We start from the raw sequence: 20,380 nt of genomic DNA, 5'->3' as shown, positions 1-20,380 counted from the left end.
GATGCGCTGGTGGGACATCGGGCCGGTGATGGACCTGGAGCTCAGGCTGTTCCCCGAGGACGCCTGGTCCCACGGGATGTTCTGGTCCGAGCTCGCGGAGGCCCACCCCGGCGGCACCCGCCACTACTCGGTCGCCGCCGCCGCGGACGGCACGATCGTCGGCTACGCAGGTCTGATGACCGTCGCCGGCGAGGGCGACGTCCAGACCATCGCCGTCGACGACCGCCACCAGGGCGCCGGCCTCGGCACCGCCCTGCTCACCGACCTGATCCACGAGGCCGCCCGGCGCGGCTGCGCCGACCTGCTGCTGGAGGTCCGGGTGGACAACCAGCGCGCCCAACGGCTGTACGAGCGCCACGGCTTCGAACCGGTGGGCATCCGGCGCGGCTACTACCAGCCCGCCAACATCGACGCGCTGGTGATGCGCCTCGAACACCCGAGCACTGACCCGAAGGACCCTAAGGACACCCCCCATGGCTGACGAACCGCTCGTCCTCGGCATCGAGACCTCCTGCGACGAGACCGGCGTCGGCATCGTGCGCGGCACCACCCTGCTGGCCGACGCGGTCGCCTCCAGCGTCAACGACCACGCCCGCTTCGGCGGCGTCGTCCCGGAGATCGCCAGCCGCGCCCACCTGGAGGCGATGGTCCCGACGATCCAGCGCGCCCTGGACACCGCCGGGATCAAGGCCGGCGACCTGGACGGCATCGCCGTCACCGCCGGGCCCGGCCTGGCCGGCGCGCTGCTGGTCGGCGTCAGCGCGGCGAAGGCGTACGCCTGGGCGCTGGACAAGCCGCTGTACGGGGTCAACCACCTCGCCTCGCACATCTGCGTCGACCAGCTGGAGCACGGTCGGCTGCCCTCGCCGACGATGGCTCTGCTGGTCTCCGGCGGGCACTCCTCGCTGCTGCTCAGCGAGGACATCACCACGGACGTCCGCCCGCTCGGCGCGACCATCGACGACGCGGCCGGCGAGGCCTTCGACAAGGTCGCCCGGGTCCTGGGCCTGGGCTTCCCGGGCGGCCCGATCGTCGACCGGACGGCCCGCGAGGGCGACCCCAAGGCGATCAGCTTCCCGCGCGGCCTGAGCGGCAGGAACGACCCCGAGTACGACTTCTCCTTCTCCGGCCTGAAGACCGCCGTCGCCCGCTGGGTGGAGGCCAAGCGCCGGGCCGGCGAGGAGGTGCCGATCGCCGACGTCGCGGCCTCCTTCCAGGAGGCGGTCACCGACGTGCTCACCCGCAAGGCGGTCAAGGCGTGCAAGGACAACGGCGTCGACCACCTGATGATCGGCGGCGGCGTCGCGGCCAACTCCCGGCTGCGCGAGATGGCCCAGCAGCGCTGCGACCGGGCGGGAATCCGGCTGCGGGTGCCCCGCCCGGGCCTGTGCACCGACAACGGCGCGATGGTGGCGGCGCTGGGCTCCGAGATGGTGTGGCGCGACCGCGCCCCCTCCGCCTTCGACCTGTCCGCCGACTCCTCGCTGCCGGTGACGGACGTCCACGTCCCCGCGGTGACCGGGCACGGCGACGTCCACGGCCAGGCCTACCAGGCCCTCGGCGGCGGCGCCGCGTGACCGTCGCCGCGATGTGGGAGGCCCGGGCGGCGGACGGCCGAGGGGCCGAACTCGCCGCCTGGGTGCGGGAGTTCGCGCTGGCCGGACTGCGCGGAACGGCCGGGCTGGAACGCCTCGAACTGCTCTCCGCGCCCGGCGAGCGGGTGCTGCTGATCACCTGGTGGAGCGGCGAGCCGCCCCGGTCCGACATGTTCGCGGCCGTCGCCGACCCGCCGGCCGAGCTGCTCGGCCGCCCGGTGCACCGCTGGTCCTTCATCAGCGAGCACGTCGAGTAGGGCGTGGACGGGAACCGCCGCCGCGGCCGCTACCGTGCATAGCTGAGAGAAGGCTGGACGGGACCGGGAGCGCGCTGCGGTGAACAGGGACGGGCTGAGCAGGACCAGGACGTACGCGGCGGGAGCGCTGGCCCTGCTGGCCTTCGCCACCGCGTGCGGCGACAACGGGGGCGGCGGTGCCGCCGCACCGGCCGCGAGCACGGCGGCGTCGTCGGCGGCCGGGCCCGCCGGGGGCGGCACGCCGACCGCCGCGGCCACCACGCCCGGCGCGGTCCCGGCCCAGGGCGACGCCGCGGCCTGGGCGAAGTGGAACCTCAAGCCGCTGGCCCCGGCCCCCGCGCCGCCCGCCGACAAGCCCATCAAGCTCGAACGCACCGGCACCGTACCGGTGTTCAGCGATGTGAAGACCAACGACAAGGTCGTCTTCATCACCATCGACGACGGCGCCGAGAAGGACCCGAAGTTCGTCGAGATGCTGACCGACCTCAAGGTGCCGATCTCGATGTTCCTGACCAAGGACATCGTCAAGAACGACTACGGCTACTTCAAGCCGCTCCAGGCGCTGGGCAACCACATCCAGAACCACACCGTCACCCACCCGGTGATGAGCAAGCTGTCGGCGGACAAGCAGAAGTCCGAGGTCTGCGAGGACCAGGCCGCGCTCACCCAGCAGTACGGCACCGCCCCGCTGCTGTTCCGCCCGCCGTTCGGCGACGGCGCCAACACCCCGACGCTCAACTCCTCGGTGCAGCAGTGCGGGCCGCGGGCGATCGTGCTCTGGCGCGAGTCGATGCAGATCCACGACATGCAGTACCAGGCGGGGGACAAGAAGCTGAAGTCCGGCGACATCATCCTGGCGCACTTCCGCGGCCCCAAGGAGCTCAAGGGCGCCACGATGACCCAGATGTTCGCGGACCTGCTGGCCCGGATCCAGGAGCAGGGCTTCTCGGTGGCCCGGCTGGAGGACTACGTCCAGGCGCCGGCCTCGTAGGTCAGCCGACCGGCTGCCCCAGCATCATCAGCGGCCCGTTGTCGGTACGGCTGAGGATCACCGTGACGGTGTCCGGGCCGGAGGGCTTGAGCTGGCGGCGCAGCTCCTCCGGGGTGATCGCCATCCCGCGCTTCTTGATCACCACCGTGCCGACCCCGCGCTCGCGCAGCAGCGCCTTGAGCTTCTTGACGTTGTACGGCAGCACGTCGGTGAGCTCGAAGGCGTGCGCGTAGGGGGTGGCGACCAGCCGGTCCGAGGTCACGTAGGCGATCTTCGGGTCGATCAGCCGGCCGTCGACCTGCCCGGCCACCTCGGCCACCAGGTGCGCCCGGATCACCGCGCCGTCCGGCTCGTACAGGTACCGCCCGACCGGGCCGGCCGGCGGGTCGGGCAGGTCGCCGCCGGTCAGGGTGGCGCCGTGCGGCAGCAGGGTGGCGCGGTGCGGGCGGGTCGCCCCGGTGCCGAACCAGAGCACCGCCTCCTTGACGTCCCCGTGGTCGGAGACCCACTCGGCCTCGGCGTCCGCCGGGACGGCCTCGTGCGGGATGCCCGGGGCGACCTTCAGGGCGCCGATCGGGGTCCGCCGGCCGGCCTCGATCGCCCAGGACAGCGGCGGGGCGTACGCCTCAGGGTCGAACACCCGGCCGCGCGCGGTGCGCCGGGCCGGGTCGGTGAACACCGCGTCGTAGCCGGTGACGTCCACCTCGGCGACGTCCGCGCAGCGCACCTCGACCAGCGCGGACAGGCCCAGCGCGGCGGCGTTGGCCGCGGTGGCGGCGCAGGCCGCCGGGTCCTTGTCGACGGCCAGCACGTGGATCCCGGCGCGGGCCAGCGCCAGCACGTCCCCGCCGATGCCGCAGCAGAGGTCCGCGAGGCGCCGTACGCCCAGCTCGGCGAAGCGGCGGGCCCGCCACTCGGCCACGCTGCGCCGGGTGGACTGCTCGACCCCGTTGGGGGTGAAGTACATCAGGTCGGCGTCCGCCCCGAACTTCGCCCGGGCCCGCTGCCGCAGCCGCGCCTGCCCGAACGCCGCCGACACCAGCTCCGCCGGGTGCTCCCGCCGCAGTCGGGTGGCCAGCGCCAGCTCCTCCTCGGGGGCGAACTCGCGCAGCTCGGCGAGCAGGGCCTGACCCTCGGGGGTCAGCAGGGGCTGGAGGTTCTCGGTGTCCACCGGGCCATTCTGACCGGTCGGCGGCGGTGCGGGCGGTTCACCGCCACAGGACGCCCGAGGAGAGGACGGCGGGCACCAGGAACGGGGAGAGCGCGGCGGCGACCGACAGGATCCGGTAGTCGGAGCGCCAGCCGCGCACGGCCACGACGACGCCCGCCACCAGGGCGGCCGCCGGACCGGCGATCATCCCGTAGGCCAGGAACGCCCACCCGCGCCCGTCCCCGTCGTCCCCGGCGCCGGGCCCGTTGCCGAGGCAGGCGACGAAGTAGAAGACGACGAACGGGAGCACGCCCCCGAGCAGGGGCAGTGCCAGCAGGGCGAGTGCCGCGTCCTTGAGCCGGGACGGGCCGACGCGCATCGGGATCGAGGTCATGGCAGGAGTCTGGCCGCCGGTCCGGGCGCCGCACATGAGTACGGCTACTCATCCGCAGCCCGAGCCCCGGGGGCGCGTCGTTGGCACTCTGGTTGACTGAGTGCTAACGGCGGCCTATGGTCGTCCTTGGCACTCCCCACTGGGGGAGTGCTAATGCGAAGACGTGTGTCTGACCCCCGCGACGGCAGACCCGCAGGTTCGCCACTACCCGTTAGACAACCCCGTAATCTCCGAAGGGGAGCTCGGACGTGACCACCAGCAGCAAGGTTGCCATCAAGCCGCTCGAGGACCGCATCGTGGTCCAGCCGCTCGACGCCGAGACCACCACGGCCTCCGGCCTGGTTATCCCGGACACCGCCAAGGAGAAGCCCCAGGAGGGCGTCGTCCTGGCCGTCGGCCCGGGCCGCTTCGAGGACGGCCAGCGTCTGCCGCTCGACGTCGCCGTCGGTGACATCGTCCTGTACTCGAAGTACGGCGGCACCGAGGTGAAGTACCAGGGCGAGGAGTACCTCGTCCTCTCCGCCCGCGACGTTCTCGCCATCATCGAGAAGTAAGTCGTTCCGACCCGCCCCGGATCCGTGTCCCTAGTGACAGGGGCCCGGGGCGTGGTCGTTGGTTCACGTAGTTCGGCGGCCGGTCGGCCGCAGCCCCGAGGGAATAGGGAACATGGCGAAGATCCTGCAGTTCGACGAGGACGCCCGCCGCTCGCTGGAGCGCGGTGTCAACAAGCTGGCCGACACCGTCAAGGTGACCATCGGCCCCAAGGGCCGCAACGTCGTCATCGACAAGAAGTTCGGTGCTCCGACCATCACCAACGACGGTGTCACCATCGCCCGTGAGGTCGAGCTGGACGACCCGTACGAGAACCTTGGCGCGCAGCTCGTCAAGGAGGTCGCCACCAAGACCAACGACGTAGCGGGTGACGGCACCACCACCGCGACCGTGCTGGCCCAGGCCCTGGTCAACGAGGGTCTGCGCAACGTCGCCGCCGGCGCCGGCCCGGCCGCCCTGAAGAAGGGCATCGACAAGGCCGTCGCCGCCGTCTCCGAGCACCTGCTGTCCGTCGCCCGCGAGATCGAGGGCAAGGACGACGTCGCCGCCGTCGCGTCCCTCTCCGCGCAGGACACCCAGGTCGGCGAGCTGATCGCCGAGGCGATCGACAAGGTCGGCAAGGACGGTGTCATCACCGTCGAGGAGTCGAACACCTTCGGCGTGGAGCTGGACTTCACCGAGGGCATGCAGTTCGACAAGGGCTACCTGTCGCCGTACTTCGTCACCGACGCGGAGCGCCAGGAGGCGGTCCTCGAGGACCCGTACATCCTGATCCACCAGGGCAAGATCTCCTCCATCCAGGAGCTGCTGCCGCTGCTGGAGAAGATCCTGCAGTCCGGCACCTCCAAGCCGCTGCTGATCATCGCCGAGGACGTCGACGGCGAGGCGCTGTCGACCCTGGTCCTGAACAAGATCCGCGGCATCTTCAACGCCGTCGCCGTCAAGGCCCCGGGCTTCGGCGACCGCCGCAAGGCGATCCTCGGCGACCTGGCCGCCCTCACCGGCGGCACGGTCATCTCCGAGGAGGTCGGCCTCAAGATCGACCAGGCCGGTCTGGACGTGCTGGGCAGCGCCCGCCGCGTGACCATCACCAAGGACGAGACCACGATCGTCGAGGGCGCCGGCGACGCCGACGCCGTGGCCGGCCGCGTCGCCCAGATCAAGGGCGAGATCGCCGGCACCGACTCCGACTGGGACCGCGAGAAGCTGCAGGAGCGCCTGGCCAAGCTGGCCGGCGGGGTCTGCGTCATCAAGGTCGGCGCCGCCACCGAGGTGGAGCTGAAGGAGCGCAAGCACCGCCTGGAGGACGCCATCTCGGCGACCCGTGCCGCGGTCGAGGAGGGCATCGTCGCCGGCGGTGGCGCCTCCCTGGTGCACGCCGCCAAGGTGCTGGACGGTGGCCTGGGCCTGTCGGGTGACGAGGCCACCGGTGTCGCCGTGGTCCGCAAGGCGCTGCACGAGCCGCTGCGCTGGATCGCCCAGAACGCCGGCCTGGAGGGCTACGTCATCACCTCCAAGGTCGCCGACCTGGAGGCCGGCCAGGGCTACAACGCCGCCACCGGCGAGTACGGCGACCTGGTGAAGGCCGGCGTCATCGACCCGGTCAAGGTCACCCGCTCCGCCCTGGAGAACGCCGCCTCGATCGCCTCCCTGCTGCTCACCACCGAGACCCTCGTGGTGGAGAAGAAGGAGACGGAGCCGGAGGCCGGCCACTCGCACGGCGGCCACGGCCACTCGCACTGAGGCCGAACGGCTGACCGGAGGCCCGGTCCGCACCCCGCACGGGGTGGCGGGCCGGGCCTCCGGCTGTGTTGCTCGCCCGCTCGCCTCCGGGGCGCTCTTGGCCCGGTGTCGACGGTCGGCGCTCCTCTTCGGCTCAGGGGGGGACTCGCTCGCTCGGGGTGGTGCTCCAGGCTTCAACTATCAGTAGGATTTTGCGGAATACAAAGATTGCCTTATAACTAAGGCATGATCGAGGCCCGCCACCTGCGCGTCCTGCGTGCCGTCGCCCGCACCGGCTCCTTCTCCGCCGCCGCCCGCGAGCTGGGGTGCACCCAGCCTGCCATCAGTCAGCAGATGAAGGCCCTGGAGAAGTCGGTGGACACCCCGCTGGTGGTCCGCTCGGGCCGCGGGATGCAGCTCAGCGAGGCCGGGCGGGTCCTGCTCAAGCATGCCACCGGAATTCTGGCCGGGCTCTCCGCCGCCGAGGAGGAGGTGGCCGCGATCGCCGGGCTGCGGGCCGGGCGGGTGCGGCTGGTCTCCTTCCCGACCGCGAGCTCCACCCTGGTGCCGCCGGCGGTCGCCCGCCTGCGGGACAGCCATCCGGGGGTGCGCGTGTCGCTGGTCGAGGCCGAGCCGCCGGAGTCGCTGGCGATGCTGCGCGGCGGCGAGTGCGAGATCGCGCTGGCCTTCCGCTACCCGCAGTCCGACGGTGCGACCGCGGTGCCGGCGCCCGCGCACGGTTCGCCGCGCGAGGCGCGGGCCGAGGCCAATCTGGAGGCGCAGCAGCTGTCGGCCGGCACCGACTGGTCCGACCTGGTGGTCACCCCGCTGCTGGACGATCCGCTGGTGGGCCTGCTGCCGGCCGCCCACCCGCTGGCCGGGCGGGGTGGTCCGGTGGGGCTGGCCGAGCTGGCGGGGGAGCAGTGGATCGCCGGTTGCCCGCAGTGCCGGGGTCACCTGGTGGAGCTGTGCGCGGGGGCGGGCTTCGAGCCCCGGATCGACTTCGCGACCGATGACTACCCGGCGGTGGTCGGCCTGGTGGCGGCCGGGCTCGGGGTGGCGGTGCTGCCCCGGCTGGCCTTGCAGTCGGTGCGTCCTGACGGCGTGTCGACGGTTCCGGTGCGGACGGCCTCCGGGGTGCCGGCGGTGCGCCAGGTGGTGGCGCTGACCCTGCCGGACCTGGCCGAGGTGCCGGCCGTCGCGCTGATGCGGGAGCGGCTGGCGGGGGCGGCTGCCGATCGCTGACGGTCGGTGACCGAGGTGCCCCTGTACGGGACCGGGGCGGCCTGAGGCGCCGCGAAGAAACGTTTCTTCACGGCGCACCGCGGAGGCGGGTCTAACGCTGCGCGACCGCCGGCGGGGTCAGCGGGACCTCCACCAGCCGGTGCCGAGAGCGGCCCAGCATCTCCTCGCGCTCGTCCTCCGTCATCCCGCCCCAGACGCCGTACGGCTCACGGACCGCCAGGGCGTGCGCGGCGCACTCGGCGATCACCGGGCAGCGCATGCAGACCTCCTTGGCGCTCGCCTCGCGCGAACTGCGGGCTGCTCCGCGCTCGCCTTCGGGGTGGAAGAAGAGCGAGCTGTCCACGCCGCGGCAGGCTGCCGAGAGCTGCCAGTCCCAGAGGTCCGCGTTGGGACCGGGGAGGCGGGAGAAATCTGCCATGGCTCATTCCCTTCAGAGGCGGTTCGGCGGCGGCCGGGCATTTCGGCGGGGCTGCCGCCGGGCGGTGCCCGGCGGGGCGTCCCGCGCTGGTGTGGACACCTGGAAATATGACTTAAGGCAACTCCATGGACAAGTCACCCACACACTGGCACAACAGTCAATGACCATGCGAAAGCTATAAAAACGGGCAAAGTGGGCAAAGGGTTTGGCGGGCGCGGGCGTGGCAATCGGGTGGCCGACGGGCGCGCGACGGGCCGCACCGGTGTGCGGGTCGTGCGCCCACCCGCGCGCGAGCTGCGGAAAAGTGCGGCGTGTGCACCGCGATGCGGCTGATCGGTAATGGGTTGGCCACGTACAGTGGTGGAGATGGCCTGAAGGCCGTAACTCATTCGAGTGACGGTCGTTGGAAGTGCGGAGGCGGTTAGCGGGCGCCGGACGTCGGGAACGATCGCGGGCAAGTCGGGGCGATCAGTACGAAGTCCGTCGCCGATCGGCCGTGTCGGAGAGGTTCGTACCAGCCAGGAGGCTCAACGTGACGCGGATCAGCTGCGGAGGACGACGGTCATGACTTCCGTTCTCGTTTGCGACGATTCCCCGCTCGCCCGCGAGGCGCTTCGCCGCGCCGTCGCGACCGTACCCGGTGTGGACCGGGTCACCACCGCGACGAACGGGGAGGAGGTCCTCCGCCGCTGGGTGGCCGACCGCTCCGATCTCGTCCTGATGGACGTCCGGATGCCCGGCCTCGGCGGGGTCGAGACGGTCCGGCGGCTGCTGTCCGCCGATCCGGGCGCCCGGATCATCATGCTCACCGTCGCCGAGGACCTCGACGGAGTGGCGCTCGCGGTGGCCGCGGGTGCCCGCGGGTACCTGCACAAGGACGCCTCGCGCGCCGAGCTGCGGGCCACCGTCACCCAGGCCCTCGCCGACCCGACCTGGCGACTCGCCCCGCGTCGGCTGCGCAGCCCCGACATGGGTGCGGCACCGACCTTGACGGCGCGTGAGATCCAGGTCCTGGAGGGCATGAGCCACGGGCGCAGCAACGCCGAGATCGGGCGCGAGCTGTTCCTGTCCGAGGACACCGTCAAGACCCATGCCCGACGGCTGTTCAAGAAGCTCGGGGCCTCCGACCGCGCGCACGCGGTGGCGCTGGGTTTCCGCTGGGGCCTGGTCCGCTGACCGTCGCCGGCGCCGCCGGTTGCGGCGCGCCGCCGTCGAATTCCGGAACGGACGCCGCACGGGCGTGTGACGTTACGGTCCCAAGGTTGCACCATGGAGGAGTGGAGCACCTCGGGGACCAGCGGACAGGCACTGCGGCGAACCGCGCAGCCGCAGGACACTCGGCGGACGGCGCGACGGACGGGACCACCCACGGCGGCGGGGCGGAAGGCGGCACGGTGCAGGAGGGGCCGGTGGTGCGCGGCACGCCGTACGGTGCCGCAGCGCATAACGTTCCGGTGCACAACTCCGGACGCGGTGCCGCGTTTTCTCGATCGACCAGGCACCATGGACCGATGCGCGACGATGTCGCCGGTGCGGCCGGCCAGGCGGACCCGGGTGAGGCCGAGCCCTCCGACCCGGGCCACGATCCGGCGTACGCGGACTCCGGCGATTCCGGCGCGGAGGCCGGTCCGGGCCGCCCGGGGCTCGGCACCGGCGGCTCGCCCCTGGTGGGCCAACTGGTCGCGGCCGCCGTGCGCGGCGAGGGCCCGGCCATCGACGCGCTGCTCGCCTACGTCCACCCGCTCGCGCTGCGGTACTGCCGCGCCAAGCTGGTCCGGCTGCCGGGCGGGGCCCGGCACCACGTGGACGACGTGGCCCAGGAGGTCTGTGTCGCCGTGCTGTGCGCGCTGCCCCGGTACAAGGACCAGGGGCGGCCGTTCGAGGCCTTCGTCTACGGCATCGCGGCGCACAAGATCGCCGATCTGCAGCGGGCCGCGATGCGCGGGCCCGGCTCGACCGTGGTGCCGCAGGACGACCTGCCGGAGGTGCCGGACGAGGCGCTCGGTCCCGAGGAGCAGGCGCTGCTGAGCAGCGACGCGGCCTGGGCCAAGGAACTGCTCTCCAACCTGCCGGCCCGTCAGCGCGAACTGGTGCTGCTGCGGGTGGCCGCCGGGCTGTCGGCGGAGGAGACCGGCGAGGTGCTCGGGATGTCGCCGGGGGCCGTCCGGGTGGCCCAGCACCGGGCGCTCAGCCGGCTGCGGGCGCTCGCGGAGGAGTCCTCCTGAGACGGAGGGGCTGGTCCGGGGCCCGTGTGCGGCGGAATGAGCCGCTGGGGGCGCTTGTTGTCAAGGGCACACGAGGGCACATTCGCGGTGCCAGTACCATGGGGTATCGGCGCCTGGGCAGGTTGCCAAAGTTTCGCGGGTGCGCACGGAGTTTCCTTGGAGGTTCGTCCAAGTCCGGCTCACCCGGCTTTCGGCGGTCTGCGCGAGTGAGCGATCAACGCGCCCCCTCCCTCTGGGCGCGAGCGGATTAGGCCGGCCACGGAAGGTACCCCCAAATGTCTTACAACGCCGCAGGCGTACCCGAGAAGTTCGCCATGCTCGGGCTCACGTTCGATGACGTCCTGCTGCTGCCCGGGGCCTCCGCGGTGCTGCCGAACGAGGTCGACACCTCCTCGCGGATCTCCCGGAACGTGCGCGTCAACATCCCGCTGCTGTCCGCGGCGATGGACAAGGTCACCGAGGCGCGGATGGCCATCGCGATGGCTCGCCAGGGCGGCGTGGGCGTGCTGCACCGCAACCTGTCGGTCGAGGACCAGGCCAACCAGGTCGACCTGGTGAAGCGCTCCGAGTCCGGCATGGTCACCGACCCGATCACGGTCGGCCCGGACACCACGCTGGCCGAGGCCGACGCGCTGTGCGCCAAGTTCCGCATCTCCGGCGTGCCGATCGCCGACGAGGCCGGCAAGCTGCTGGGCATCGTCACCAACCGTGACATGGCCTTCGAGTCGGACCGCAGCCGCCAGGTCCGCGAGATCATGACCCCGATGCCGCTGATCACCGGCAAGGTCGGCATCTCCGGTGAGGACGCGATGGCGCTGCTGCGCCGTCACAAGATCGAGAAGCTGCCGCTGGTCGACGACGAGGGCCGGATCAAGGGCCTGATCACCGTCAAGGACTTCGTCAAGGCCGAGAAGTACCCGCACGCCGCCAAGGACGCCGAGGGCCGTCTGCTGGTCGGTGCCGCGGTCGGCGCCAGCGCCGAAGCCTTCGACCGGGCCCAGGCCCTGGTCGAGGCCGGCGCGGACTTCCTGGTCGTCGACACCTCGCACGGTCACAGCCACAACGCGCTGGCCTGGATCTCGAAGATCAAGTCGGCCGTCGGGATCGACGTGGTCGGCGGCAACGTCGCCACCCGGGACGGCGCCCAGGCGCTGATCGACGCCGGCGTGGACGGCGTCAAGGTCGGCGTCGGCCCCGGCTCCATCTGCACCACCCGTGTCGTCGCCGGCATCGGCGTCCCGCAGATCACCGCCATCTACGAGGCCGCCCAGGCCTGCCAGGCGGCCGGCGTGCCGGTCATCGGCGACGGCGGCCTGCAGTACTCCGGCGACATCGGCAAGGCGCTGGCCGCCGGTGCCGACACCGTCATGCTGGGCTCGCTGCTGGCCGGCTGCGAGGAGTCCCCGGGCGAGCTGATGTTCATCAACGGCAAGCAGTTCAAGTCCTACCGCGGCATGGGGTCGCTGGGTGCCATGCAGTCGCGCGGCCAGGGCCGCTCGTACTCCAAGGACCGCTACTTCCAGGCCGAGGTCGCCTCGGACGACAAGCTCGTGCCCGAGGGCATCGAGGGTCAGGTGCCCTACCGCGGCCCGCTGTCCGCGGTGCTGCACCAGTTGGTCGGCGGCCTGCGGCAGACCATGGGCTACGTCGGCGCCGCGACCATCTCCGAGATGGAGAGCAAGGGGCGGTTCGTCCGGATCACCTCGGCGGGGCTCAAGGAGAGCCACCCGCACGACATCCAGATGACCGTCGAGGCGCCGAACTACTCGACCCGCTGAGCGTTCTGATCGGCCTGATCGTCCGAGGGGCCCGTCGCTGCACCGCAGCGGCGGGCCCCTCGGCCGGTTCCGGGGCGTGGGTCGTCGGGGCGGCCCGGGGCGCGCCGAAGGGGCGCGCCGACCGTCGGCAGCGGGTCGGAGCGCACCGGAGGCGAGCGCGCGAGTCATCGGCAGTACGGGATACTGGGGGCGGCCGGGGTGACCCGGCGGGTATGAGCAACAAACCAGAAGGGCTCGAAGTGACTGAGATCGAGATCGGGCGAGGCAAGCGCGGCCGCCGGGCGTATGCCTTCGACGACATCGCCGTCGTCCCCAGTCGCCGTACGCGTGACCCGAAGGAGGTCTCGATCGCCTGGCAGATCGACGCCTACCGCTTCGAGCTGCCGTTCCTGGCCGCCCCGATGGACAGTGTGGTCTCGCCGGAGCAGGCCATCAAGATCGGCCGTCTGGGCGGTCTGGGCGTGCTGAACCTCGAAGGCCTCTGGACCCGCTACGAGGACCCGCAGCCGCTGCTGGACGAGATCGCCTCGATCACCGACGCCTCCACCGCGACCCACCGGCTGCAGGAGATCTACTCCGCGCCGATCCGTGCCGAGCTGATCAAGCAGCGGATCCAGGAGGTCCGTGACTCCGGCGTGGTCACCGCCGCCGCGCTCTCGCCGCAGCGCACCGCCGAGTTCTCCAAGGCCGTCGTGGACGCCGGGGTCGACGTCTTCGTCATCCGCGGCACCACCGTCTCGGCCGAGCACGTCTCCGGCGCCGCCGAGCCGCTCAACCTCAAGCAGTTCATCTACGAGCTGGACGTTCCGGTGATCGTCGGCGGCTGCGCCACCTACACCGCCGCGCTGCACCTGATGCGGACCGGCGCCGCCGGCGTGCTCGTCGGGTTCGGCGGGGGCGCCGCCCACACCACCCGCAACGTGCTCGGCATCCAGGTGCCGATGGCGACCGCGGTGGCGGACGTCGCGGCGGCCCGCCGTGACTACATGGACGAGTCCGGCGGCCGCTACGTGCACGTGATCGCGGACGGTGGCGTCGGCTACAGCGGCGACATCCCGAAGGCCGTGGCCTGCGGCGCCGACGCCGTGATGATCGGTGCGGCGCTGGCCCGGGCGACGGACGCGCCGGGCAAGGGGTTCCACTGGGGCATGGAGGCCGTCCACGAGGAGCTGCCGCGCGGCAAGCGGATGGACCTCGGGACCGTCGGCACCACCGAGGAGATCCTGACCGGCCCCTCGCACACGCCGGACGGGACCATGAACCTCTTCGGCGCGCTGCGCCGGGCGATGGCCACCACCGGGTACACGGAGCTGAAGGAGTTCCAGCGGGTCGAGGTCACGGTGAACCCGGCGCTGGACCACCACTGAGCGGTGCGCTGACGAAGGCCCCTGCCGGCTCTGCCGGTGGGGGCCTCCGGGTTTTCCGGGGGCGTTCGCGGTCAGCCGCGGTCGGCGGCGCGGCGGGTGAGGAGGAAGCCGCCGATCAGGGCGATGGCGTAGAAGGCCAGGTCGAGCGGGCGCAGGTCGGCGCGCCAGGTGGTGAGGGTGCCGGTGAGGAGGTCGTGGGGGGCGGGGTCCTCGGCCCGGAGCAGGCGGAGGTGCTCGGTGAGCTGGCCGGTGAGGAGGGCGCCGGCGGCGAGGAGGGCGCCGAGCGGGGGGAGCAGGCGGTTCCGGCCACCGAGGCGGCCCAGGGGGAGGGCGACCAGGCCGGCCTGGGCGATGGTGAGCCAGCCGAGGGAGTCGGCGGCGCGCAGCGGGGCGCAGCCGTAGGCGAGGCCGCTCAGGAGGGCGGCGAGGAGGGCCAGGGCGATCGCGAGGGCGGTGCGGCGGCGGGGGGCGTTCCGGGCGGTGGTGGGGGCGCTGGGCTGGTAGCCGGTGACGGGGACGCCGGGCATTCCGGGGGCGACGTACCCGTCCGGGGTGTCCAGGACGGGTGCGACCGAATAGTGCTGAGCGGTGTGCGGGCGGGGCGACGGGGCGTCAGCGCCCGGTGTGGGTGCGGTCATGGGCGTCGAGTCCCCCCGGAAAAGACGATGAGCTGCCGAACGGTAGCAGCGCTTCGGGCAGATCTTGGCGAGTTTTCGATCACAGATCGGGCACAGAGCGTCGCACCCGTTCCGGTTCGTCCCGGGTTGGAACGGGGGGTGGGTGGTCGTCGCCCCTCCGGACAGGGGATGATGGAGGCTTGGGCGTTCGGGCCCTGGCCGGGCCGACGCGCCGTCACCACGACCGCCAGCAGCACATGGGGGAACGTTCCGAATGACCCAGGCGCAGGGTTCCACCGGCCGCCTCCTGGCCGGCCGCTACCGGCTGAACGGCGTGCTCGGACGCGGTGGCATGGGCACCGTCTGGCGCGCCGAGGACGAGATGCTGGGCCGGACCGTCGCGGTCAAGGAACTGCGGATGAACGCCAGCGTCGAGGAGGAGGAGAAGCACCGGCTGATCGTCCGGACGCTGCGCGAGGCGAAGGCGACCGCGCGGATCCGCCACAACTCGGCGGTGACCGTCTTCGACGTGGTCGACGAGGACGACCGACCGTGGATCGTCATGGAGCTGGTCGAGTCCCGCTCGCTGGCCGACGTCGTCCGGGAGGACGGGCCGCTGGCGCCCGCCCGGGCGGCGGAGATCGCGCTGGACGTGCTGGGCGTGCTGAGCGCGGCGCACGCGCTGGGCATCCTGCACCGGGACGTCAAGCCGTCCAACGTGCTGATCGGCGACGACGGCCGGGTCGTGCTCACCGACTTCGGCATCGCCAGTGTTGAGGGCGACGCCTCGGTCACCTCCACCGGGATGCTGGTCGGCGCGCCCTCGTACATATCCCCGGAGCGGGCGCGCGGGCAGAAGCCCGGGCCGCCGGCCGACCTGTGGTCGCTGGGCGGCACGTTGTACGCCATGGTCGAGGGGCGGCCCCCGTACGACCGCGGCTCGGCGCTGGCCACCCTGACCGCGGTGATGACCGAGGACCTGACCGCGCCCGCGAACGCCGGGCCGCTGCTGCCCGTCATCGAGGGGCTGCTGGAGAAGGACCCGGCGAAGCGGCTGGACGCCTCGCAGACCCGGTCGATGCTCAAGCGGGTGGTCGCGGAGGCGACCGCGAAGTCCGAGTCGACGACCGAGCACGCGATGCCGGTCGAGTCGGTGGCGGTGGCGGACGGCAAGGCCGAGGGGGCCGGGGGAGCGGCGGCGGCCAAGGCGGCCGAGGAGGCCACGGGGACCGAGGGGTCCAAGGAGGCCGAGAAGGCCAAGGAGACTCCGAAGCGGACCGTGGGCGGGCTGCTGGGGACGGTCCGGGTGGGGAGCCGGGCCCGGGACGAGAAGCCCGCGGCGGAGCCCGCTGCCGTGGCGCCTGCGGATCCCGTGCCGGCGACCGAGCCGATCCGGCCGGTGACCAGTGAGTGGACGATGGGCGCGACCCAGGCGGCCGGGGCCGATCCGCGCAAGGGCCGGCGGCGGCTGGCCATCGCGACCGTGGTGGTCGTGCTGCTGCTGATCGCCGGGATCGTCGCCGTCGTCCAGGCCGTCGGCAGCGGGGACGGCGGCGCGAAGGGGGAGGGCACGCACAGCGCGGGCGCCACCGCGCCGGTCGCGGCGACCACCGGGACCGCGCCGAGCCGGCCGCCGGCCACCGAGCCGGCTCCGACCGGGACGCAGGCGGAGCCGTCGGCCGCGGCCGGGTCCCCGGCGGAGTCCTCGGCCGCCGCACCGCCGCCGGCCACCAGCACGGCGGCCCAGCCGCCGGCCTCCGACCCGGCTGCGGCGCAGACCACGCCGCCGGCCGCGCCCGGTGGTCCGGTACCGGCCGGGTTCCACGCGTACCAGGACCCGAGCGGCTTCTCGGTCGTCCTGCCTGACTGGCTGCAGCCGGCCGGGTCGGACGCCAACCGGCGGATCTTCAAGAACTCCGCCGACGGCAGCCAGCTGCGGATCGAGTGGACCACCTCGCCCGGTGCCAGCGCCCTCGCCGACTGGCAGGAGTCCGAGCCCAACGTGCGCGGCCAGGTGACCAACTACCAGCGGCTGAACCTGGCGGCGATCACCTACCGGCAGTGGACCAACGCGGCGGACTGGGAGTGGACCAACGGCACGCCCAAGACCCACTCGCTCAACCGGGGCTTCGTGACCGGGAGCCCGGCCAAGTACGGCTACTCGATCTACTGGATCGTCCCGGACGCGCAGTGGGCCGCGCAGGCCCCGGTCCGGGACGTCGTGTTCAACAGTTTCCAGCCGGCGCCGTAGGACAGGGCCGTAGAACGGCGCGGTAGGACGGGGCCGTGGGGCGGGTGTCAGCCGAGCAGGCGCTGCTTGGCTCGGGCGAATTCGTCCTCGGTGAGCGCGCCGGAGGCCCGCAGGGCGGCCAAGCGCTCAAGCTGGTCGAGGAGTTGCCCGCCGGACGTGGCGTCGGCGGGGGTGGTGTCGGGGCCGGTGGTGTCGGCCGGGGTCGGCGGCCGGGTGGTGCGGGCGGCCCGGGCGGCCTCGCGGATCCGTTCGGCGAAGACGTCGGCCTCGGCCACGTCCTCGAAGCGGTGGGAGCCGGTCAGGGCGACGACGGTCAGGACGTCGCCGTTGAGTTTGGTGCGGGCCACGGTGGCGTCGGTGACGGCGGTGAGCGGAACCGGTACCGGGGGCTTCCCGTCCTTCAGGAAGAGCAGCCGGTGGGTGGTGAGCACGATCACCCCTCTGCGGAAGTGGTCGGGATGGCGCCCGGCCGTGGAGGCGACGGGCTGCTCGCCATCGATGACGGCCGCTTCCACCGAGCGGACGGCCTCGGCCTGCTTGGCTTGGTTGCTGTTGCCCGCCACCCTGAAGGCGGTGTCGATCAGATCGGTCCAGTCCATGGGGCCGAGCGTAAAGGAGCCGCTCAGTAGGCTGCTCGGTGAGCGAGAGGAACTGGCATGCGAGGCAGCCCGGGCCAGTTGTTGGCGGGGCGGTACCGGCTGACGGACCGTCCCGAACTGCTGCGCGCCTCCGCGGTGGACGAGCGGACCGGTGAAACGGTCCTGCTGCGCGCCGTGGAGTTGCCCGCGCTACTGACCGGGGGTCAGGACCCGGACGAGCCCAACCCCGGGCACGGGGACCGGCTGGTGCGGCGGGTCGCGACGGTCGGCTCGGCCGCGCCGTCCTGGCACCCGCGGCTGCTGCGCGGGGTCGGGGCCTTCGTCGAGGGCGAGCTGCTGTGGACGGTGGAGGAGCGGCCGGCCGGCTGGACGCTGGCCGAGCTGCTCGCCGCCGGGCCGCTCCCGCCGTACCGGGCCGCCGAGTTGGCGGCGGACCTGGCCGGGGCGCTGCGGGCGCTGCACGAGGCCGGGCTCTCCCACGGCAATGTGACCGCCGAGTCGGTGCTGGTCTGCGAGGACGGCGCGGCGATGCTCGGCGGGCTGCTCGACGGGGTCGCGCAGGAGGGGCTGGCGGAGGATCTCGGCGGACCGGGCGGGCGGCGCCGGTACGAGGTGCGGGCCACCCTGGTCGGCCCGGTCGCCGAGCGCTGGCCGCTGGACGGCGGCCCCGCCGGGGACTGCTGGGCGCTCGGGGTGCTGCTGCAGCGGATGGTCACCGGTCGCGCGCCGTTCCCGGAGCACGGCGTGCCGGAGCTGGTGACGGCCGTACGCGACGGGCGGCGCGAGCCCTCGGTGGTCTGCGGGCCGGTAGCGCCGCTGGTCGAACGGCTGGTGCAGCCGGACCCCGGGCTGCGGCCCACCGCGGAGGCGGTGCGGGCGGAGCTGGCGGCGCTGCTGGCGGGCGCCCCGGAGCCGGCCGACGAGGAGCGGGCGGCGCGGGAGCTGGAGCTGAAGCCGGAGGCGCCGCTGGTGCCCCTGCGGCTGCGGCGGCGCGGGCGGGGCGACCGGTCGGCGGAGGTCGCGCCGGAGGGCGGGCCGGCGCGGGCCGGCGGGGGGAGGGCGCCCCGGATACCCCCGGCCCTGCTGGGGCCGCTGCTGGTCGGGGGCGTGCTCGTGCTGCTGGTGCTGGGAGTGGTCGCCGTGGTGCTGTTCGCAGGCTGACGGCCCTGGCGGCCGCCGCTGCGCCGGTCCGGCGGGTGGGCGAGATTACCGGGCGTGGCAGGGTGCGCCTAATGTGTCCGTGGGATTTGTTCGAACAGCGGTCTGCGGCGGGCTTTCCGCCGCGACGGCGGCAGATGGAATCGAGAGGGGGAGCGGTCGCCGATGGGCTCGCAGGACCGGCCGGAGGCGGCCGAAGCGGAGCGGCTGCTGGCCGGGCGGTACGAGCTCGGTGAGCGACTCGGCCGGGGCGGGATGGGTACGGTCTGGCGGGCCTGGGACCGAATGCTGGACCGCGAGGTCGCGGTCAAGGAGCTGACCGTCAACCACCTGCCGGAGGAGGACCTGCAGATCCTGCACACCCGGATGAAGCGGGAGGCCAGCGCCGCCGCCCGGATCAAGCACCCCGGTGTGATCACCGTGCACGACGTGCTGGAGCAGGACGGCCGGCCCTGGATCGTGATGGAGCTGGTCGACGGCCGCTCGCTGGCCGACGTGATCAGCCAGGACGGCACCCTGCCGCCGCGCGCCGCCGCCGAGGTCGGCAGCCAGGTGCTCGCCGCGCTGCACCGCGGCCACCAGCTCGGCGTGCTGCACCGGGACGTCAAGCCGGCCAACGTGCTGCTGGAGCGCGGCACCGGGCGGGTGGTGCTGCTGGACTTCGGCATCGCGAAGTACGAGGGCTCGACCGAGCTGACCAGGCCCGGCGACCTGGTCGGCTCGCCGGACTACCTGGCACCCGAGCGCGCCCAGGGCCAGCGGCCCGGGCCGGCCTCCGACCTGTGGGGCCTCGGGGCGACGCTGTACGCGGCCGTCGAGGGCCAGTCGCCGTTCCGCCGGGACTCGCCGATCACCACGCTGGCCGCGGTGGTCGACGAGCCGCTGCCGGAGTCGCGCCGGGCCGGCCCGCTGGGGCCGGTGCTGGCCGCACTGATGGCCAAGGACCCGGCCGACCGGCCGAGCGCGGACGAGGCGGCCCGGATGCTGGCCGAGGTGCAGTCCGGGCACACCATGGGGCTGAAGACCCTCGGGGAACCGGCCGCGCCGGTGCGCACGCCCACCCAGTCGGTGCCGGTGGTGGACCGCAGCGCGGGGCAGGACGGGACCGTCGCGGTGACGACGGACGGTTCGGACGGCGCGGCGGGCGCGGAGGATCCGACGGATCCGCGTCCGGCCGGGACCGCCCCGACCGCGGTGGCGGCCGTGCCGTCCGCCCAGCCCGTTCCGGTCGTGCCGGTGGTTCCGGTCGGTGCGGTCGGTGTCGGCGGTCCGGTCGGTGCTTTCGGTGCGGTCATCGGGGACACCGCCGGGGGCGTGGCCGCCGCCGGACAGGCGCACGCTCCCACCGGTGCGCCGGTCGCGCACTCCAGCGCGCCCGCGCGCGGTCCGGCCAAACGCCGCAACCGGATGAAGCTGGTCGCCATCGCCGTGGCGGTCGGCGTGCTGGCGGCCGCGGCGACCTTCCTCGCCACCCGGCACCTGTCCGGCTCCCCCGGCGCGGACCCGGCGCCCACCGGGCAGCCGGACACGCCCGAGCCCACCGAAACGGATCCGACCGGCACCCCCACCCCGGGAGCGTCCGCGCCGCCCGGCTACCGCTGGGTCGACGACCCGGCCGGCTTCCGCTTCCCGCTGCCGACCGGCAGCCCGACCTGGCAGCGCAGCACCGCGCCGGACGCCAACCAGATCTTCTACAGTCCCGACAACCGGGTGCACTACCTGCAGTTCGCGGTCACCGTCGGCCAGTCGGTCAAACCGCTGGACCACATGCGGCAGATGGAGGTCAACGTCTCCAAGTCGCTGAAGGACTACAAGCAGCACCGGATGGCCGGCGCCGTGGTGAACGGCCACGAGGCGGCCACCTGGGAGTTCAGCTACGCGGCCAAGGAGGGCGGCCGCCGCCGGGCGATCGAGACCGAGTTCATCGACGACGACGGCACCGCCTACGCGATCTACGCGTCCAGCCCGGACAAGGGCGACGAATGGCAGCAGGCCGAGCAGCGGTTCACCACGGTGCTCAACCACTTCACCCCCGACCGCTGAGCGGTCCGGGCCGTACGG

The 20,380-nt window shown here is 73.2% G+C and carries 19 protein-coding genes; 14 read left to right on the top strand and 5 right to left on the bottom strand.

Translation table 11 applies throughout. The annotated features are described in order from the left end of the window. Nucleotide 1 precedes the first annotated feature (1 nt). The 4 genes from rimI (at nt 2) to ACZ7BZ_RS12785 (ending at nt 2,843) form a co-directional block, all read left to right on the top strand. Nucleotides 2-481: a ribosomal protein S18-alanine N-acetyltransferase gene (rimI, locus tag ACZ7BZ_RS12800; protein WP_380460926.1), complete on the top strand. Its 480-nt coding sequence runs from the start codon at nt 2-4 to the stop codon at nt 479-481. Beyond that, nucleotides 474-1,577, top strand: a complete 1,104-nt coding sequence (tsaD, locus tag ACZ7BZ_RS12795; protein ID WP_470358373.1) for a tRNA (adenosine(37)-N6)-threonylcarbamoyltransferase complex transferase subunit TsaD — start codon at nt 474-476, stop codon at nt 1,575-1,577. Before rimI ends, tsaD begins: the two co-directional genes overlap by 8 nt. After that, a complete protein-coding gene (locus ACZ7BZ_RS12790) occupies nt 1,574-1,852 on the top strand; it encodes a hypothetical protein (protein WP_470358372.1) in 279 nt (92 codons plus the stop codon). Before tsaD ends, ACZ7BZ_RS12790 begins: the two co-directional genes overlap by 4 nt. A 79-nt stretch (nt 1,853-1,931) precedes the next feature. Further along, entirely contained in the window at nt 1,932-2,843 is a 912-nt protein-coding gene (locus tag ACZ7BZ_RS12785) for a polysaccharide deacetylase family protein (protein ID WP_470358371.1), read from the top strand. A 1-nt stretch (nt 2,844) separates the two neighbouring features. Here ACZ7BZ_RS12785 and ACZ7BZ_RS12780 read toward each other — a convergent pair whose 3' ends face one another. Together ACZ7BZ_RS12780 and ACZ7BZ_RS12775 are read right to left on the bottom strand one after the other, a co-directional pair. Beyond that, entirely contained in the window at nt 2,845-4,014 is a 1,170-nt protein-coding gene (locus ACZ7BZ_RS12780) for a THUMP-like domain-containing protein (protein WP_470358370.1), read from the bottom strand. Nucleotides 4,015-4,051: 37 nt separating this feature from the next. Beyond that, nucleotides 4,052-4,387: a hypothetical protein gene (locus tag ACZ7BZ_RS12775; protein WP_470358369.1), complete on the bottom strand. Its 336-nt coding sequence runs from the start codon at nt 4,385-4,387 to the stop codon at nt 4,052-4,054. Nucleotides 4,388-4,635: 248 nt separating this feature from the next. Here ACZ7BZ_RS12775 and groES point away from each other — a divergent pair, with 248 nt between their 5' ends. From groES to ACZ7BZ_RS12760, 3 genes are all read left to right on the top strand, one after another. Beyond that, nucleotides 4,636-4,941, top strand: coding sequence for a co-chaperone GroES (gene groES / locus ACZ7BZ_RS12770; protein ID WP_014136232.1), 306 nt, complete (start codon nt 4,636-4,638; stop codon nt 4,939-4,941). A gap of 112 nt (nt 4,942-5,053) precedes the next feature. After that, entirely contained in the window at nt 5,054-6,682 is a 1,629-nt protein-coding gene (gene groL / locus ACZ7BZ_RS12765) for a chaperonin GroEL (RefSeq protein WP_380463608.1), read from the top strand. Between the two features lie 225 nt (nt 6,683-6,907). Then, nucleotides 6,908-7,906: a LysR family transcriptional regulator gene (locus ACZ7BZ_RS12760; RefSeq protein WP_470358368.1), complete on the top strand. Its 999-nt coding sequence runs from the start codon at nt 6,908-6,910 to the stop codon at nt 7,904-7,906. A 91-nt stretch (nt 7,907-7,997) separates the two neighbouring features. Here the strand turns inward: ACZ7BZ_RS12760 and ACZ7BZ_RS12755 are convergent, their stop codons facing one another. Beyond that, complete coding sequence (locus tag ACZ7BZ_RS12755; protein ID WP_350519940.1) at nt 7,998-8,324, bottom strand: WhiB family transcriptional regulator; 327 nt, start codon at nt 8,322-8,324, stop codon at nt 7,998-8,000. Between the two features lie 564 nt (nt 8,325-8,888). Between ACZ7BZ_RS12755 and ACZ7BZ_RS12750 the strand changes: the two genes are divergently transcribed. The 4 genes from ACZ7BZ_RS12750 to ACZ7BZ_RS12735 all read left to right on the top strand — a co-directional run bounded on the left by ACZ7BZ_RS12750 (nt 8,889) and on the right by ACZ7BZ_RS12735 (nt 13,694). Beyond that, nucleotides 8,889-9,500 (top strand): response regulator transcription factor, encoded by a 612-nt coding sequence (locus tag ACZ7BZ_RS12750; protein ID WP_014136228.1) that lies wholly within the window; start codon nt 8,889-8,891, stop codon nt 9,498-9,500. A gap of 335 nt (nt 9,501-9,835) precedes the next feature. After that, nucleotides 9,836-10,549: a sigma-70 family RNA polymerase sigma factor gene (locus ACZ7BZ_RS12745; RefSeq protein WP_470358367.1), complete on the top strand. Its 714-nt coding sequence runs from the start codon at nt 9,836-9,838 to the stop codon at nt 10,547-10,549. A gap of 275 nt (nt 10,550-10,824) precedes the next feature. Next, the gene (gene guaB / locus ACZ7BZ_RS12740; protein ID WP_465739307.1) at nt 10,825-12,327 is read left to right on the top strand and encodes an IMP dehydrogenase; all 1,503 of its coding nucleotides are present in this window, start codon (nt 10,825-10,827) and stop codon (nt 12,325-12,327) included. 239 nt (nt 12,328-12,566) lie between these two features. Next, nucleotides 12,567-13,694 (top strand): GuaB3 family IMP dehydrogenase-related protein, encoded by a 1,128-nt coding sequence (locus tag ACZ7BZ_RS12735; protein WP_465739306.1) that lies wholly within the window; start codon nt 12,567-12,569, stop codon nt 13,692-13,694. A gap of 71 nt (nt 13,695-13,765) precedes the next feature. Here the strand turns inward: ACZ7BZ_RS12735 and ACZ7BZ_RS12730 are convergent, their stop codons facing one another. Beyond that, on the bottom strand, nt 13,766-14,332 hold the full coding sequence (locus ACZ7BZ_RS12730) for a hypothetical protein (RefSeq protein WP_470358366.1): 567 nt from the start codon (nt 14,330-14,332) through the stop codon (nt 13,766-13,768). Between the two features lie 253 nt (nt 14,333-14,585). Here ACZ7BZ_RS12730 and ACZ7BZ_RS12725 point away from each other — a divergent pair, with 253 nt between their 5' ends. Further along, the gene (locus ACZ7BZ_RS12725) at nt 14,586-16,562 is read left to right on the top strand and encodes a serine/threonine-protein kinase (protein WP_470358365.1); all 1,977 of its coding nucleotides are present in this window, start codon (nt 14,586-14,588) and stop codon (nt 16,560-16,562) included. Nucleotides 16,563-16,609: 47 nt separating this feature from the next. Here ACZ7BZ_RS12725 and ACZ7BZ_RS12720 read toward each other — a convergent pair whose 3' ends face one another. Further along, a complete protein-coding gene (locus ACZ7BZ_RS12720) occupies nt 16,610-17,161 on the bottom strand; it encodes an SHOCT domain-containing protein (protein ID WP_470358364.1) in 552 nt (183 codons plus the stop codon). Nucleotides 17,162-17,218: 57 nt separating this feature from the next. Between ACZ7BZ_RS12720 and ACZ7BZ_RS12715 the strand changes: the two genes are divergently transcribed. Beyond that, on the top strand, nt 17,219-18,322 hold the full coding sequence (locus ACZ7BZ_RS12715) for a protein kinase domain-containing protein (protein WP_470358363.1): 1,104 nt from the start codon (nt 17,219-17,221) through the stop codon (nt 18,320-18,322). Between the two features lie 162 nt (nt 18,323-18,484). Then, entirely contained in the window at nt 18,485-20,362 is a 1,878-nt protein-coding gene (locus ACZ7BZ_RS12710; RefSeq protein ID WP_470358362.1) for a serine/threonine-protein kinase, read from the top strand. Nucleotides 20,363-20,380 lie beyond the last annotated feature (18 nt).

This window comes from Kitasatospora sp. NPDC036934, assembly GCF_055608425.1.
Note: the sequence above shows the minus strand (reverse complement) of the source record. Positions and strands in the feature narration are given on the sequence as shown.

Excerpts from the sequence above, each read along its gene's own strand:
- rimI (WP_380460926.1), top strand. The coding sequence starts at position 2 with ATGCGCTGGTGGGACATCGGGCCGGTGATGGACCTGGAGCTCAGGCTG.
- tsaD (WP_470358373.1), top strand. The coding sequence starts at position 474 with ATGGCTGACGAACCGCTCGTCCTCGGCATCGAGACCTCCTGCGACGAG.
- ACZ7BZ_RS12775 (WP_470358369.1), bottom strand. The coding sequence starts at position 4,387 with ATGACCTCGATCCCGATGCGCGTCGGCCCGTCCCGGCTCAAGGACGCG.
- groL (WP_380463608.1), top strand. The coding sequence starts at position 5,054 with ATGGCGAAGATCCTGCAGTTCGACGAGGACGCCCGCCGCTCGCTGGAG.
- ACZ7BZ_RS12760 (WP_470358368.1), top strand. The coding sequence starts at position 6,908 with ATGATCGAGGCCCGCCACCTGCGCGTCCTGCGTGCCGTCGCCCGCACC.
- ACZ7BZ_RS12755 (WP_350519940.1), bottom strand. The coding sequence starts at position 8,324 with ATGGCAGATTTCTCCCGCCTCCCCGGTCCCAACGCGGACCTCTGGGAC.
- ACZ7BZ_RS12750 (WP_014136228.1), top strand. The coding sequence starts at position 8,889 with ATGACTTCCGTTCTCGTTTGCGACGATTCCCCGCTCGCCCGCGAGGCG.
- ACZ7BZ_RS12745 (WP_470358367.1), top strand. The coding sequence starts at position 9,836 with ATGCGCGACGATGTCGCCGGTGCGGCCGGCCAGGCGGACCCGGGTGAG.
- guaB (WP_465739307.1), top strand. The coding sequence starts at position 10,825 with ATGTCTTACAACGCCGCAGGCGTACCCGAGAAGTTCGCCATGCTCGGG.
- ACZ7BZ_RS12730 (WP_470358366.1), bottom strand. The coding sequence starts at position 14,332 with ATGACCGCACCCACACCGGGCGCTGACGCCCCGTCGCCCCGCCCGCAC.
- ACZ7BZ_RS12725 (WP_470358365.1), top strand. The coding sequence starts at position 14,586 with ATGACCCAGGCGCAGGGTTCCACCGGCCGCCTCCTGGCCGGCCGCTAC.
- ACZ7BZ_RS12720 (WP_470358364.1), bottom strand. The coding sequence starts at position 17,161 with ATGGACTGGACCGATCTGATCGACACCGCCTTCAGGGTGGCGGGCAAC.
- ACZ7BZ_RS12715 (WP_470358363.1), top strand. The coding sequence starts at position 17,219 with ATGCGAGGCAGCCCGGGCCAGTTGTTGGCGGGGCGGTACCGGCTGACG.
- ACZ7BZ_RS12710 (WP_470358362.1), top strand. The coding sequence starts at position 18,485 with ATGGGCTCGCAGGACCGGCCGGAGGCGGCCGAAGCGGAGCGGCTGCTG.